Raw genomic sequence first — 14,356 nt, forward strand, 5'->3', positions numbered from 1 at the left:
TGCCACATAACACAGCGAAAACTAGGGCGCCCACTTTTCGTAGGGACAACTCTGGCCGCGATCGCGGCCCTGCTCCTGGGCACCACAGCACTTCCAGCACAGGCAGCTCAGCCGGGCACACGCGCATCGAGCGTCCCAATGAATAACTGGGACTACGTCGACATCAACACAAGCTACTTTGACGACGTCCTGGCTCGAGATACCGCCGGCGACCTTTGGGTCTACCCCGGGGACGGCAAAGGCGGGTGGAAGAAGCCCCGCTTCAAGATGGGCGAGGGCTGGAACGTCATGACTGCCATCATCGGCGCAGGCAAGTTCCAAAGCGAGTTCAACGACGACATTCTTGCCCGCGATACCAACGGCGACATGTGGCTCTACCCCGGCGGTTACGGGTTCCTCAAACCACGAACCAAAGTGGGTGTCGGCTGGAATGCCATGACGGCAATCATGGGTCCGGGCGACTTCGACGGCGACTACTGCGCCGACGTCATCGCCCGCGATGCGGAAGGCCGCCTCTGGTTGTACCCCGGGGATCACGCCGGCGGCTGGAAACCCCGGAGCCAAATCGGTGTCGGCTGGAATGTGATGACAGCTTTGATCGGGCGCGGTGACTTCAACGAGGACGGCAAGCGGGACGTCATGGCCCGGGACACCCGCGGAGCACTGTGGCTTTACCCTGGCGACGGCAAGGGCGGGTGGCTGCCCCGCATGCAGGTGGGCGAGGGCTGGAATGCCATGACGGCGATCATCGCCACCGGAAGATTCGACGGCAACTACCCCGGCTACTCACAGATCATCGCCCGCGACGCCAACGGCGACCTCTGGCTTTACCCCGGGGTCGGCAGCCGGCATCTGGAACCCAGGAAGAAGATCGGAGAAGGCTGGAACATCATGACCGCGCTCATCTGACCCAACTGAAGCGCCACTAAGAGGCAGGCACCAAGGCGAGCTCCGGCGTCGTACGTTTGCAGCGCCAGTGCTACTTTGTAAGGAAGCTGCAGGTTCAGGGGGATGACATGGAAGCTTGGGAATGGGTCTTGGTGTTGCTGGCGGGACTGTCTGCAGTGTTCGTCATGGGAGCGAACATCTGGGCAATCTTTGACGTCCTGCGGCAAGACGGCCTCGATCAAATTGCCCGGATTCTGTGGGTGCTGATGTTCTTCGTTGTGCCACTGTTCGGAGTTGTCGTCTGGCTGTACGCGAAGCCGCGGCTGACGAACATGAGCGGAGGCATACGCCTTCGCAGAACCCTTTAGTGCCATGAATTCACTGCTGCAAGGCCCCCGAGGACGCCGCCTTTGCCTTGAACTCGCCATGGAAATGGACCAGGACATCCGGATCGCCGTCTTCCACCTCGGATACAACCTCGATCCTGGCGCCGGCAGGTCACGCAGAATGTTGACCATGGACCCCGTCGGCGAAGCGCCGCCTCCCCTACCGGAGCCCACCATGGATGAGCTCGCAGCGTTGATCACGTCCTTGGATCTTCGAAACATTACGGACGAGCTGATTCACCACGCCCTTCAACGCGCAGTAGACACCGCAAGATACTGGCAGGAGCCCGAAGGGGAGGACTTCCTCGCCACCACCCAGGAAATCACAGAGTCCTTGGCGCATATCGCCAAGAGCCTGAAAGGAAAACCCGGAACCCAGTGGTGGGACCAGACGGCCCTACCCGGACAATGGGCCATCGACTGGCGTGCAGAAGCAGATCCCGCACCGCTCCCCCGAAACCCCCAGCACACCCTGGCCGAATGGGCACGAAAGGAACGTGCCGAGGAAATCCGTGCGGCCAAGGAACGGCCACAAGACCCTCACGCCAACTTCAGTGGTGAGTGGTGGTCGATCCCTCACGGGCTGATCCACACAGTGGCTCGGATCCCCGACGGGCTCAGCCTGGTTGAAGATTCCCTCGGATGCGAAGAAGCCACCGTGATCCCCGTCGCAGGAACAGGCAAGATTTTGGAGATCAGCACCGAAGAAGACTGGATCACCCTCTGCAGGGATTTCCCCTTGGAGGTCACCGCGTCCCGGCGTCACGACTGGTTCCGCACCACGGGCCGCCACGGCCGCTGGGTCATCCCCGACTGGGAACTGGCCGCCAAAGAATGGGATGGCGTACACCTCACCGTCGCCTGCTACCTCAGTTCTGCTGGCCGGGCCCTACAAACAACCGAAGACACAGCAAGCGTCATCGCGGGCTGGGATCCCGGCAGCACCATCTGGCTCACGGACGTGGCCCGTGAAACTGAGGATCCGCGGCAGTTCTGGCTACGGCCACACAACGAGGACCTGTGGCAGTTGGTCCCAGCAGGCTGAACCCACCCACGCAACCAGCCGCCGTCGAGCGTTCCGGAGCCAACAACAAGACGTCAGCCGCCCGCAATCTCCCGCAGCGTCTGCAAGTGCGCCGCCCACACGTCCCGCCCCGCAACAGTCAAACTCGCGGAAGTCCTGGGAAACTTACCGGCGAAGCTCTTCTTGATCTTCACAAACTCAGCCTTCTCCAGGATGGAGAGCTGCTTGCTGAGGACAGAGTCGCTGACTTGGATGGCGTCGCGCAGGTCCTTGAAGTCCAACGACTCCGCCTTTGCCAGCGCAGCCATGATGGAGAACCGAACCGGCGAATGCACTACCTCGTTGAGCTGGTGGCGCGGGTGTTCCGCCGGCGTGCTCATGCGCGCAGCTCGCGGAAGGCGGCGGCGAGGCCAATGGCGGCCAGTGCGATAGCGGCCGGGATGTAGAACCAGAGGTTCCCGGTCGGGAACAAGATGGTGCCACCCACGAGGGCCGCGACATAGAGCCCGAAGTACCCCAGAAGTGACGTCAGGAAACGCTTGGTGTACCCGGCTTTGGTGGAGCGCTGGAACATGGGCCAGATGCAGGCCGTCAAAGCCGCCCAGACACCCACGGAGCAGGCCAACAAAGGGGCGCCATATCCAGTGACAAGCACAATGTGCATCCCGATCATCAGCAGTGAGCCCATGATGGCCAGGCTGGTGAACATGACGGCCACGGGCCAGGCCGCTGCGTTGATGGATGAAGCACCCACTGAGTCGGCCCGCGCAAGGAGTTCGCGTGCTTCAGCTGGTGTCATGCTGCCGGTGGTCTCGTTCATGGTTTCCCCCAAAGTTGTGCGGATCAATAACATCACCATAAGAAAGTACTTTCCAAGTTGTCAAGTACTTTCCCATGGCAGCCTAGTTAGCGCGCGAACCACCACTCCCGGTAAATTTGATTCCACGAGTTTGACCCTCGGTGAGCAACACCACTCGCGCGCCTCACGAAAGCAGGATCATATGACCGTCTCTCCCCTCATCTGGGGCATCACCATCGTCGTCATTCTGGCGCTTCTGGCCTTCGATTACTTCTTCCACATCCGCAAGGCACACGTCCCCTCCCTCAAGGAAGCGGCCATCTGGTCCTCCATTTACGTGGGCCTGGCTGTGGTCTTCGGCATCCTGGTACTGGTCTTCGGCGGCGCCCAAATGGGCTCGGAGTACTTCGCCGGCTACATCACGGAGAAGGCCCTCTCGGTCGACAACCTGTTCGTGTTCCTGATAATCATGGCCAGCTTCCGGGTGCCGCGTGAGGATCAGCAGAAGGTCCTGCTCTTCGGCATCGTGTTCTCACTGATCGCCCGCACCGGCTTCATTTTCCTGGGCGCCGCGCTGATCAACTCGTTCGCGTGGGTGTTCTACATCTTCGGCCTCATCCTGCTGCTCACGGCAGGCAACCTGCTTAAGCCCGGCGACCACGGCGACGATCAAGCGAACAACTTCATCATCCGGCTCGCCAAAAAGCTTTTCCACACCACGGATAAGTACGACGGCGACAAGCTCTTCACCATGGTCAACGGCAAGAAAGCCCTGACCCCCATGCTCCTGGTGATGGTGGCCATTGGAGGCACGGACATCCTGTTCGCGCTCGACTCCATCCCGGCAATCTTCGGCCTCACCCAGAACGTATTCATCGTCTTCACCGCAACGGCGTTCTCACTGATGGGCCTGCGCCAGCTCTACTTCCTGATCGACGGCCTGCTGGACCGCCTCATCTACCTCTCCTACGGCTTGGCAGCCATCCTGGCGTTCATCGGCGTCAAGCTGATCTTACACGCCCTGCATGAGAACAACCTGCCGTTCATCAACGACGGCGAACACGTCAACGTCATCGAAATCACCACCGGCCTCTCACTCAGCGTGATTATCGGCGTCCTGATCATCACTGTGGTGCTTTCACTGATCAGCCCGGCGGGCAAGGCCCAGACGGCCATCAACAACGCCCGCCGCCACGCCGTCGATTACCTGGACCTCGACTACACCGCGGACGCCAACGAGCGCGAACGCATCTACCGTGCACTGACCGCCGAAGAGGCGCAGATCGTGCAGATGCCGCTGAAGTACCGGAACAAGGCCAAGGACGTGGAGAAGATCCGCGAACAGGTCAAGGAAGCTCATCGCCAGCACGAGGCATTCCTCAACCGCTAAGTCCCGCGCAAATAGCTAAGACACTCAGGCGCCCAGGAGCACGCTGATCTGATCCCGGATCTCGTCGCCAACCTGGGCGTCTGTCAGTTCCATGGTGGCCGAGGACGTCATGCTGATGAACATGATCGAGGAGACGATCCGCGCCAGCTTGGCAGGATCGCGGGCAAGCAATTGTTCGTCCCGGCGCAGGACCTCGGCAATGGCATCTTCGGTGCGCATGGTCAGCGACAACGCCTCCGCGTGGTGCGGCTCGGACGGGTCCCCGAAGACGATTTCCTTCAGATAAGTCCGGCCGTTCTCGATCTGGACCCGGTTGCACTCGATGATGGGCCGGATGATGGCCATCACCGCATCCAGCACCGCCTTTTCACTGGCCGCCGCTTTTACTCCCGCGGCCAGCGCCTGCGCGTACTTGACGTTGTGCACCAGCAGAAGCAGCTCCGCCTTGGTCTTCGCGTACAGGAACAAGGTTCCCGAACCGACGTCGGCCTTTTCCGCTACTTGCTGGGTAGTGACCTCATCCACCCCGTACTGGGTGAAAAGCTCACGTGCTGCCGCGGTGATGCGGTCAAGCTTTTCCTGCTTATTCCGCTCACGTCGGCCAAGGGTCTGGGGCGCAGGCTGCATTCAGCTACCGTATCAGCGGGCTGTCATCTCAGCGGGCCGAAGCATCAGCGGGCCAGGAATTCAAGAGCCACGGGAACAAAGCGGTCGTGGAACTGGAAGATGCCGCCATGCCCGGAGTCGGGATAGATGACCAGTTCGCTGCCCGGAATCCGCCGATGCATATAGCTTGAAAGTACCGAGGGCACCATCCGGTCGTTGTCACCGTTGGCGATCAACGTCGGTTGGGTAATGACGCCCAGATCGGCCGACGGCGACAATCCCCACCGGCGTATGGCTTTCAGTTGCGTCTGGAATGCGCCGAGCTTGATGGGCGCCTCGCGATTGGTGGTGCGTTCCTTGAGCCGTTTGATGAAGGCCCGGGCAGCCGGCTTGCCTGCGGCGTTCCGGTTGAAGAAGAGGAACTCCTTGGGGTCTTGCCGCGTCAGGGTTCCCCGGAGAACGTCGTAGTACGTGGTCCCGATGATGTTCTGGATGCCTTCTCCACCTGCAGGGCCGGTGCCAGCGAGCACCATCTTGCGCACCATGCCGGGGTGCTTGAGCACCAGCGACTGGGCAATCATGCCGCCAAGGGAGAAGCCGAAAAGATCCACCTGCGGGTAGCCGAGGGCCTGAATGAAGGCAGCGGCGTCATCGGCCATGCTTTCGATACTGTCCGGAACACTGCCTGTGGACGCACCCACTCCGCGGTTGCTGAAGGTGATGACGTGGTGCTTCGCGGCGATGGGATCGATGATGCGCGGATCCCAATTGTCCATGGTCCCGGCGAGGTGAATCAGGAAGACCACCGGCACCCCGCCCTTAGGCCCCATCTCGCGGTAGGCGTACGTAACATCGCCGGCCGTCACCGTTTTTGAAGGAACCTGCAAATACTGTTCGCTGCTCATGATTTTTTGTCCTATCGGGTGGTTGGTGGTGGCTAGCGGTGACTGACGACGGTCTTGCCACGGACGCCGCCCTTTTCCAAGGCAGCAAGGACATCGGCCGTTTGATCGAACGGGATTACCCGGCCCAGGACAGGCTTGATCTCCCCGGCATCGATGAGCGCCGCAATTTCCCTCAGCTGGTTGCCGTCTGCGTGCATGAAGAGGAACTCGTAGCTGACGCCCAAGCGACGGGCTTTGCGGCGGATTCCGGAGCTCAGCAACGTCATCGCACCCAGCAGTACAGGGTTTCCGCCCAACTGCCGGGCAAAACCCGCATCCGGCGGTCCCGCGATGCCGATAGCCTTGCCACCCTTTTTAAGGACCTTCAGGGACCGCTCCAGGTTCTCGCCGCCGAGGCTGTCCAGGACGAGGTCGTAATCGTGAAGGATCTCCACGAAGTCCTCGGTGCGGTAGTCAATCACCACGTCAGCGCCAAGTTCACGAACAAAGTCCTTGTTCCCTGCGCTGACCGTGGTCGCGACCGTTGCACCCAGATACTTGGCCAGTTGAATGGCAATGGAGCCCACTCCCCCGGCGCCCGCATGGATGAAGACCTTCTGGCCGGGGCCAACGTTTCCGCGCTCCACCAGTGCCTGCCAGGCGGTCAATGCCACCAGCGGAAGCGAACCCGCTTCCTCCATGCTGATGGTGGCCGGTTTGATGGCCAGGTCTTCCTCGGCCACGGCGATGCGCTCCGCGAAGGTTCCAATAGTGTCGTTGCCGGGGCGGGCGAAAACCTCATCGCCGGGTTTGAAGGACCGCACCTTGGGCCCCACCTGCAGGACCACGCCGGCAACATCGTGGCCCAGGACCTGAGGCAGTTTATACGGGAGGATCTGCTTGAACTCCCCTAGCCTGATCTTCTCGTCCAACTGATTCAGGCCGGCTGCGTGGACCTGGACCAGCACATCGCGATCGCCGAGCACAGGCTCAGGAACGTCGGCCTGCTGCAGTGGTTCTTTGTATTGATTGAGCACGAAGGCTTTCATGCTGGTTCTCCTTGATTAGGATTTCTGACTTAACTCAATTATGAGCGCACTCAGTAAATTAGGCAAGGGGGCGCCGGGGCCGCTCCCCAAAAGGTCCTTGATGCGGAAAAGTAAGCATGCTTAGCCTAAGGACATCCCGGCTCCCACCCTCCAGCGGGAGCCGGGTTCCGACCCCAAAGGAGAAACCCATGGCAACCTGCGATACGTGCGGAAACGAGTACGACAAAACCTTCACCATCACCCAAGGCGAGCGCACCGGCACCTTCGACAGCTTCGAATGCGCCATTCACGCGATGGCTCCAAATTGCGGACACTGCGGCTGCCGCATCCTCGGCCACGGCGTGGAAAACGAAACCGGCATGTTCTGCTGCGAGCACTGCTCCCAGCACACCGGCGCATAGCGAGTAACGCCCGGTTTACCGCTGGCCAGCACTACATAATGGTCGAGTGGGATGGCGAAAAAATGATGGCGCGCAAGAGCGATGGCGCACTAAAACACGATTGCCCCTGATCGTTGAGGCCATGGTGGGGTCCGACGAAGATCCCGCCGTCCGGCGGCTGATCGATGCCTTCGGCGGTCACCCGGTGGCAGCCAAAGAACGGCTGGTGGGCGAACCCGCTTACCTTTCGCGGCGGCTGCAGTTCGCCGCTGGCAGCGAAATCATCATGCACGACGACGCCGTCGTGGCAGTCGCGCTGCACGCAGCACCTACCGGGTTCGCACCGAAAGGGTTCAATCTTTCCCAGTGGATCCCGGGTCTGGACAAGAACGCCACCCTTGCCGACCTCGAAGCCGCCATCGACGCGCCCCGCACCCTCGGCGGCATGGGATTCATGCTGGACGGCGCGTATGCCGAACCAAGCTTCAAGAACAATCGCGGCTGGAATGACCCCGGCAACCTCCTCAGCATCAGCTTCACAGTGGAGGCTCCGCAACGCGCCTGCCGCCCGGAGGATGACGACTGCCCAAGCTGCAGCGATCTCCTGGTTCGCGCAAAGGCCCCGGGCAGCGGAGTCGACGTGGAGCAGACCATCGCCGTGCTCGCCGGCGCTGCAGCTGCGGGACTGATCATTGAGAGTCCTCACTGGGTTCCGCTCGCCGACCTCCATGCACTCCACACATCCCGGCTCATGGAACGGGTGGAGAGCCAACTCAGCTGCACGGCGTGCAAGCGAATCATCTGCCTGACCCTGTATCGCGAGTCACCAGCCACCTTCGAATACACCGTATTCAATGAAGCCCGGCAGCGACCCCTCGAAGCCATCCCGCCGGTTGAGCAGTGGGGTGATGACCTGAGGCTCGCCCAAGACCGCGACGCCATGCACTACGTGGACCACCAGCCTGGCTCGTGGTTCCTGGTGGAACAGCAAGGAACCCTGTTCCTGGAAGCACGGTACTGGCGCAACTCGATGGTGGATTCCTCGGCCCTGATCCGTTTGGACCAAGCCGAAACCGACTCCTACCGGGCCGGCGGACACGATTACCTCTCCGAGCTCGTCCTGCAAATCGACAAGAGCGGCCCCCACACAGATGGTTCCCCGTATTTTCAGAGGGACCTCTACCGCGGGCCGGACAGTGCCACCTTATCCAAGTGTTTCGAGGCAGCCATTGTGAATCACACGTGGATTGCGGAGCAGCGGCGAGGGTCTTGATGCACGCTCTACAATCTCAGCGCTCCTAACCCGCGGGCTTCCGCCACATCACGGCCAGCACCAGCACCACGGCACTGAGCCCCAGCATCACCAGGACCATGATCCCCCAGTTGGCTTGGTTCACGCCCGGGCCGTAGAGGACACCGATCAGCACGGTAGCCGTGATGGCGCCAAGGTAGCGGCAGGTCTGGAAAATCCCGGCGGCAACGCCCCGCTCCTCGGGACGGGCCGAAACATACAGGCCCTGGTTGGATGCGGTACTCACGACGCCATACGGAACACCCATCAGCGCCGTCAATACGAACACCAGCGGAGCCCACAGCGTCATGGTCAGGAAGCCGAGCGTTCCCGCAGCAACCGTCAGAATCAGGACTCCCGTAATCAGTACGGAACGTACGCCGAACCGCTCAATGAACCTCACCGTCAGTGGCGTCACCACCACCGACAACGCCGCAAGGGGCAGCATCAGCAGGCCCACCACACCGGCGTCGTAATTTCCGGCCTCCTGCAGCAACTGCGGCAGGCCGAAGAACGCGAAGTAGTAGACGCCACTGAACACGATAAACAGCAAGTAGACCAGCAGCAGCGGCCGGTTCCTGCCCAGCAGCCGAAGATCCAGGAACGGGGGCTGGAAGCGCAGCTCGCGCCAGGCGAAGAGAGCGCCGATCACCGTGGCGGCACCCAGCAGGTACCAGCGGTAGCCGGGCATCACGTTGAGCAGCGCCATCATGGCGAGCATCAGTGAGGTGACGAAGGCGAGGATGCCGGGGATATCGGAATCGCGGATCAGTTGACCGAGCTTTCCGGTCTCGCGCCCGGAATCCACCGGTGCCACTTTGTACACCACGAACATGGCCAGCAAGGCGATGGGCACGTTGATCGCGAACAGCGCCTGCCACCCGACCAGGCTCACCAAAAGCCCACCCACCACCGGTCCCACGGCAGCGGCGGACGTGTTTGCCATCTGGATCCGGCCCAAAGGCCGCGTGGACGGCAAGTTGGCCAGCTTGCTCAGCTCGGTGACCATCACGACGGCGGACGGGTACGCCGTCGCTGTCCCCACGGCCATGAGGGCGCGGGCCACGCAGACCAGCGCGAAGTTGGGGAGGAACGGTGCGATGGCGCAGGTGACCGCCACCAATGCCATGCCGAACATGAACAGGCGCCGGGGGCCGAAGCGGTCGGCGAGCCGCCCCATCAGCGGCTGGCCGGCGGCGGAGGCGAGATAGAAGGAGGTGATCACCCAGGTGACCGTGGCGACGTCGAGCTCGAAATGCTCCCTCAGGACCACCAACGCGACGGCGATCATGGACGAGTTCAGCGGATTCAGCGCCGTCCCGAGGCTCAGCGCAAAGATCGCGAGGCCGGGGCGGGGTTTGTTGACGGTCACCCAACCCAGTGTGCTCCATTGTTGCCTCGGGTCACGAAACAGGGTCACAGGGCGGACTATCGCGGACGCTTACTGGGAGGATGCTCCCATAATCCACCTGTAGCATTACGCACACACTGCGCCGGACAAGCTAGGAATCTCATTTGGAAACTCTGGACCTCTCCCCCGTCAACCTGCGCGACCTCGGCGGGCTTCCCGTGTCCGGCGGCACCACCCGCTCCGGCGTGCTTCTCCGCAGCGACGACGTCTCGGTAATGCCTGCCGCGTTCGCCCAGCAAATGATCGACGACGGCGTCACGTCAGTCATCGATCTCCGCTCGCCGGAGGAGGCACTCTTCACCGGGCGGGGTCCGTTGACCGTTGCCGGCGTCAGCTACCACCACCTGGCATTGACGGCGTCTATTGCGTCGCCTGAAACCATCAGCCACGACATGATGACGGCCGCCACCACGCCCGCACACGTGGGCGCCTGGTACGCCAATCTGCTCGAGACCCAGGCCCGGCAGCTCGCCCTCGGTGTGACGCTGGTTGCCATGGCCGATGGTGCCACCGTCTTCCATTGCGCGGCCGGCAAGGATCGTACGGGAGTGTTCGCCGCCGTCGCGCTTTCTGCGTTGGGCGCTGCACCTGAAACCATCTCGGCCGACTACGCCGTTACCGCCACCCGGCTTCCGCAGCTGTTTCCGCGGCTTCGGGCGATTTTGGGCGGGCTCATGCCGGACCGCGTCCTGGATGAGGAAGCGATCAAGGGCATGGGTGCCATGATGGGAGCCCACGCCGAGTCCATGGAGGCTATGCAGGCGCTGCTGATTGAGCGGCACGGAAGCGTGCTGGAGCCGGTGCGGCGTGCCGGGCTGTCCGACGCCACCATCGCCCAACTGCGTGAGCGTTTGGTGGTTCCGGGCAGCTGAAGGCCGCCTACTCCTCGAAGTGCGTAGTGACAGTGCCCGAGGAGACTGCCGCGATGATCGACTTGGCCAGATGCCGCAGCTTGATGTTCCGGTTGCTGGATGCTGTGCGGAGGATGGTGAAGGCCTCATCCTGGCTGCACTTGTTTTGCGCCATGATCGCCCCAACAGCGAGGTCGATCACGGTGCGGGACTGCATGGCCGCAGCGAGGTCGTTCCGGGCATCGCTGAGCTGGGCGATCTTCAGGGCCAGACGCAACGACTTGGAAGCATGCTGGGCAAAGACTTCGGCACGTTCAACGTCGGACTCGCTGAAGGCGTCGGTTCGTTCTGAATAGAGATTCAGGGCAGCCCGCGTATCGCCCTCCACCATGAGGGGGACGCTAAGGATGGATCGCAGTCCATGATGTGAGGCCGCCGCGACGTATTCCGGCCAGCGATGCTCCTTCAGCAGGTCCGGTACCAGCACGGAGGTCAGCTTATCCATGGCCGTGAGACAGGGGCCCTCAAAGTCGTTTTGAAGTTCGTCCATTGCCTGGGCGCGGTCATCGCTGCTGGCCGCTGTGGCCGCCTTCTTCCGGCGCAGCACGGTGATGCCGCAAAAGACGGTGGCGTCGGGATGCGAGAGGCTCTCGGCAGAGAAAGCCGCGAGATCGGCGAGAAAAGCTTCTACATCTTCACTGCCCAGGACTAGATCCAAAAAGTATCCATTCTGGAGAGCTTCCTGCTCAGGGCGGGGGTTGACCATGCACGTTCCTACTGACTGAAATGCGTCCCCAGCAGACAGCAAAGGAGCGAAAAGGGCCGCCCTCTGCAAAACGGTCTGGCAATACCTTATCGTCCAACGATCAACGGTACAAAGTGCGGCTCGACAGGTTTTGACCTGCGGCAACGCAAGCGGCGAGGAGCTATTTTGTCAACCCCGGGCAGGCTTTCGGATCAACCAAGAAGTAAGTAGGCTTACTATGCAAGCGCGGCCTGGTACCAGGCCTTTCATGCAAAGGAGTCAACTGATGGGCATAGAAGACAGCATCCGCAAGACGGCCGAAAACGCCATGGAAGATTTGGCCGGCACGTCCGATCCCGTGAACAATGACCGCGTCCCCGAGCCCGGCGAAAAGGATGACGACGTCCAGGTCCACTCCTCCATCAGCGAGGGCTCCAACTCCATGGACTCCGATGTGCCGGGTGAGAATGATGACCCACGCACTGCCGGCCACGCGGAAACCGGAACCACACACGGGACCGCTTCGCACGGCACTGCTTCACATAGCACTGATTCACCCGAGACGACGGACGACGCCGACACCAGCCGCGGCAGCGAAGCGGACACTGACGTTTCGGCCACTTCAGGTGACGTATCCGGCCCGGCAGGACTGCCACAGGACGATCCCGACGATCTTCGCGCGGACCCTTCCGAAGGCGGCGGGGATCCGTCGACGAGCATGGGCCGGGGCTAAGCACGCCCAGCTGAGAAGCCCGGCTAAAGACGCTCTGTCAGGAGGCCCGGCTAAGACCGCTCGGGGCTGGGAGGCTCGGGGTTAGGCAGACCCGGCTAAGACCGCTCGGGGCTAAGTAGCCCGTACTAAGAAGCCGGCGCCACCGTCGAGCCCCTCACCACCAGCTCCGTGCCGAGTTCGATCCGCTGCGGCAACTCCTCGTCACCTTCAAGGTGCCGGAGCAGCGCGCGCATGGCCGTTTCGGCCATCTGCACCACGGGCTGGCGGATGGTGGTGAGGCCAGGCTCGATCCATTCCGCGGCGGGGATGTCGTCGAAGCCGATGATGGACAGGTCCTCAGGAATCCGGAGGCCTGCCGAGCGGGCAGCCCTGTAGGCGCCGAGGGCTTGGGCGTCGTTGCCAGTGAAGATCGCCGTAGGCCGGTCGGGAAGGGCCAACAACGCTTCGGTCCCCCGCGCCCCCGACTCGGTGGAGAAGTCACCGGGCACCATCAAGGACGGATCAGCTTCCACGCCCCCACGTCGCAGCGCGGCCAGGTACCCGTCTTCACGGGCACTGCTGCACTGGAGATCGTCACGGCCTCCGATCATGCCGATTCTCTTGTGGCCAAGCTTCAGCAAATGCTCGGTGGCCGAGAAAGCACCGTCCCAGTTGGCTGCGCCCACGGTCATGAGATCCGGTCCAGGCTGACCCACAGGATCGATCAGAATTACCGGAATGCCGAGCGACTTAATCCGTTGGATCTGCTTGGAGTCCAGTTCGTACACGGCCAGCAGGACGCCGTCGGACTTTCGCTCTGCAAGGTTCGCCAACCACGGGCGGATCCTCGAGCCGTCCAGCGACAAGCTGCTGACCACTGTGCCGTACCCGGCTTCCTGGGCCACCCGCTCCACGCCTTCGATGATCTCGCACGCCCACTCCGAACCCATGCCCGGGAAGACGAGGTCAATGAGCCCGGCCTTCTTGCTGCGCTTGGCGGGGCGGCGGGCGTAGTCGCGCTTGGCGATGATTTCTTCAACCCTCGCGCGGGTAGCTGCCGCGACGTGCGCATGGCCGTTGAGGACCTTGGAAACCGTGGGCACGGACACGCCGGCTTCCCGGGCGATCTCGCTGATCGTCGCCCGCCGCGAGTCCTGTTTGGTTACCATGGTCCCCACCTTCCCGGCCGGAAATCACATCCCGGCGATGACAGTTTCGGAAAGTTCCCACGCTTGGATCCGGCCACACATGCCGTAGATCCTGCGGGTTTTCCGTTCGCCCATCGTAGTCCTCGCATCCTGCATGTAGAAACTTTCCATGGACTCAAGAGAGGCCAACTGCTCCCCTGTGAGGCCGGCCTGTCGCTCGGCGCCCTCGTTGAGGTATCCGCGCCAGCGTTTGGTTTTTCCGTTCACCAAGCGCGCTGCTGCAGCATGAAAGTCTGCGAGCGCCGAAACCCCAGTTTCCTGCACGGCAGCTTTCAGTTCCAGATATCCCTCCAACGCCAGGTCACGACGACGGCGCGCAGCCGCCTCGGCGGACGCGTCACCGCCGTCGGCGTTCTTTGACGGCAGGGCGGCGGCGCGCGCGTAAGTATCGTGATCCACCAGGTGCTCGGGCGGAAACGTCATCACGGCGTCGCCATTCTCGGGCAGCCCTGCGTTCTGCATGACCACCAGAACCCTGAGGTCCCCCGAATCGTTGATGGCGCGGTGCACAGTACCCGGCGTAAACCACACCACGGTTCCGGGCGTCAACGCAGTGGAAGTGAAGCCCCGGGAATCCAAAGTCTCCAGCCGCCCGACGCCCTGCTGCACCACATACGCTTCCGTGGACGCAGTGTGCAGGTGCGGCGACCCTCCGGCCGCGCCATCCAGCCCGGGCCAATCGTAAATACTGACCTCGGACACGGCGGTTGCGCCCGGGAACGATGTGCACAT

Annotated in this window: 17 protein-coding genes; 8 read left to right on the forward strand and 9 right to left on the reverse strand. The window is 62.3% G+C overall.

Going from position 1 to position 14,356, the window contains the following annotated elements; all coding sequences use genetic code 11:
- Positions 1 to 138 precede the first annotated feature (138 nt).
- From AC6JA3_RS15715 to AC6JA3_RS15725, 3 genes are all read left to right on the forward strand, one after another.
- Positions 139 to 909, forward strand: a complete 771-nt coding sequence (locus AC6JA3_RS15715; protein WP_497920285.1) for an FG-GAP repeat domain-containing protein — start codon at positions 139 to 141, stop codon at positions 907 to 909.
- Positions 910 to 1,016: 107 nt separating this feature from the next.
- The gene (locus tag AC6JA3_RS15720) at positions 1,017 to 1,256 is read left to right on the forward strand and encodes a PLDc N-terminal domain-containing protein (protein ID WP_497920286.1); all 240 of its coding nucleotides are present in this window, start codon (positions 1,017 to 1,019) and stop codon (positions 1,254 to 1,256) included.
- Positions 1,257 to 1,260: 4 nt separating this feature from the next.
- The gene (locus AC6JA3_RS15725; RefSeq protein WP_497920287.1) at positions 1,261 to 2,319 is read left to right on the forward strand and encodes a hypothetical protein; all 1,059 of its coding nucleotides are present in this window, start codon (positions 1,261 to 1,263) and stop codon (positions 2,317 to 2,319) included.
- 53 nt (positions 2,320 to 2,372) lie between these two features.
- Here AC6JA3_RS15725 and AC6JA3_RS15730 read toward each other — a convergent pair whose 3' ends face one another.
- Positions 2,373 to 2,678: a winged helix-turn-helix domain-containing protein gene (locus AC6JA3_RS15730; RefSeq protein ID WP_026542943.1), complete on the reverse strand. Its 306-nt coding sequence runs from the start codon at positions 2,676 to 2,678 to the stop codon at positions 2,373 to 2,375.
- Positions 2,675 to 3,118 (reverse strand): hypothetical protein, encoded by a 444-nt coding sequence (locus AC6JA3_RS15735; RefSeq protein WP_497920288.1) that lies wholly within the window; start codon positions 3,116 to 3,118, stop codon positions 2,675 to 2,677. Before AC6JA3_RS15735 ends, AC6JA3_RS15730 begins: the two co-directional genes overlap by 4 nt.
- Before the next feature lie 181 nt (positions 3,119 to 3,299).
- On the opposite strand from AC6JA3_RS15735, the gene AC6JA3_RS15740 reads away from it, so the two are divergent.
- Complete coding sequence (locus AC6JA3_RS15740; protein WP_497920289.1) at positions 3,300 to 4,487, forward strand: TerC family protein; 1,188 nt, start codon at positions 3,300 to 3,302, stop codon at positions 4,485 to 4,487.
- A gap of 24 nt (positions 4,488 to 4,511) precedes the next feature.
- On the opposite strand, the gene AC6JA3_RS15745 is transcribed toward AC6JA3_RS15740, so the two are convergent.
- The 3 genes from AC6JA3_RS15745 to AC6JA3_RS15755 are packed head-to-tail and all read right to left on the reverse strand — an operon-like array spanning position 4,512 to position 7,026.
- Positions 4,512 to 5,114 (reverse strand): TetR/AcrR family transcriptional regulator, encoded by a 603-nt coding sequence (locus tag AC6JA3_RS15745; RefSeq protein WP_497920291.1) that lies wholly within the window; start codon positions 5,112 to 5,114, stop codon positions 4,512 to 4,514.
- 44 nt (positions 5,115 to 5,158) lie between these two features.
- Positions 5,159 to 5,998: an alpha/beta fold hydrolase gene (locus tag AC6JA3_RS15750; protein ID WP_497920292.1), complete on the reverse strand. Its 840-nt coding sequence runs from the start codon at positions 5,996 to 5,998 to the stop codon at positions 5,159 to 5,161.
- A gap of 32 nt (positions 5,999 to 6,030) precedes the next feature.
- A complete protein-coding gene (locus AC6JA3_RS15755) occupies positions 6,031 to 7,026 on the reverse strand; it encodes an NADP-dependent oxidoreductase (protein ID WP_497920293.1) in 996 nt (331 codons plus the stop codon).
- Between the two features lie 188 nt (positions 7,027 to 7,214).
- On the opposite strand from AC6JA3_RS15755, the gene AC6JA3_RS15760 reads away from it, so the two are divergent.
- Both AC6JA3_RS15760 and AC6JA3_RS15765 read left to right on the forward strand, forming a co-directional pair.
- Positions 7,215 to 7,427 (forward strand): metallothionein, encoded by a 213-nt coding sequence (locus tag AC6JA3_RS15760; protein ID WP_497920295.1) that lies wholly within the window; start codon positions 7,215 to 7,217, stop codon positions 7,425 to 7,427.
- A gap of 100 nt (positions 7,428 to 7,527) precedes the next feature.
- A complete protein-coding gene (locus AC6JA3_RS15765; RefSeq protein ID WP_497920296.1) occupies positions 7,528 to 8,679 on the forward strand; it encodes a hypothetical protein in 1,152 nt (383 codons plus the stop codon).
- Positions 8,680 to 8,704: 25 nt separating this feature from the next.
- Here the strand turns inward: AC6JA3_RS15765 and AC6JA3_RS15770 are convergent, their stop codons facing one another.
- Complete coding sequence (locus AC6JA3_RS15770; RefSeq protein WP_497920297.1) at positions 8,705 to 10,069, reverse strand: MFS transporter; 1,365 nt, start codon at positions 10,067 to 10,069, stop codon at positions 8,705 to 8,707.
- A 143-nt stretch (positions 10,070 to 10,212) separates the two neighbouring features.
- Between AC6JA3_RS15770 and AC6JA3_RS15775 the strand changes: the two genes are divergently transcribed.
- On the forward strand, positions 10,213 to 10,980 hold the full coding sequence (locus AC6JA3_RS15775; protein ID WP_497920298.1) for a tyrosine-protein phosphatase: 768 nt from the start codon (positions 10,213 to 10,215) through the stop codon (positions 10,978 to 10,980).
- Between the two features lie 7 nt (positions 10,981 to 10,987).
- On the opposite strand, the gene AC6JA3_RS15780 is transcribed toward AC6JA3_RS15775, so the two are convergent.
- Positions 10,988 to 11,725: a GAF and ANTAR domain-containing protein gene (locus AC6JA3_RS15780; protein ID WP_026547588.1), complete on the reverse strand. Its 738-nt coding sequence runs from the start codon at positions 11,723 to 11,725 to the stop codon at positions 10,988 to 10,990.
- Between the two features lie 265 nt (positions 11,726 to 11,990).
- On the opposite strand from AC6JA3_RS15780, the gene AC6JA3_RS15785 reads away from it, so the two are divergent.
- Positions 11,991 to 12,437, forward strand: a complete 447-nt coding sequence (locus AC6JA3_RS15785) for a hypothetical protein (RefSeq protein WP_497920299.1) — start codon at positions 11,991 to 11,993, stop codon at positions 12,435 to 12,437.
- Between the two features lie 125 nt (positions 12,438 to 12,562).
- On the opposite strand, the gene AC6JA3_RS15790 is transcribed toward AC6JA3_RS15785, so the two are convergent.
- Both AC6JA3_RS15790 and AC6JA3_RS15795 read right to left on the reverse strand, forming a co-directional pair.
- The gene (locus tag AC6JA3_RS15790; protein ID WP_497920300.1) at positions 12,563 to 13,585 is read right to left on the reverse strand and encodes a LacI family DNA-binding transcriptional regulator; all 1,023 of its coding nucleotides are present in this window, start codon (positions 13,583 to 13,585) and stop codon (positions 12,563 to 12,565) included.
- A gap of 24 nt (positions 13,586 to 13,609) precedes the next feature.
- Positions 13,610 to 14,356, reverse strand: coding sequence for a cupin domain-containing protein (locus tag AC6JA3_RS15795; RefSeq protein WP_497920643.1), 747 nt, complete (start codon positions 14,354 to 14,356; stop codon positions 13,610 to 13,612).

The organism is Arthrobacter sp. TmtSoilC79, from assembly GCF_059739405.1.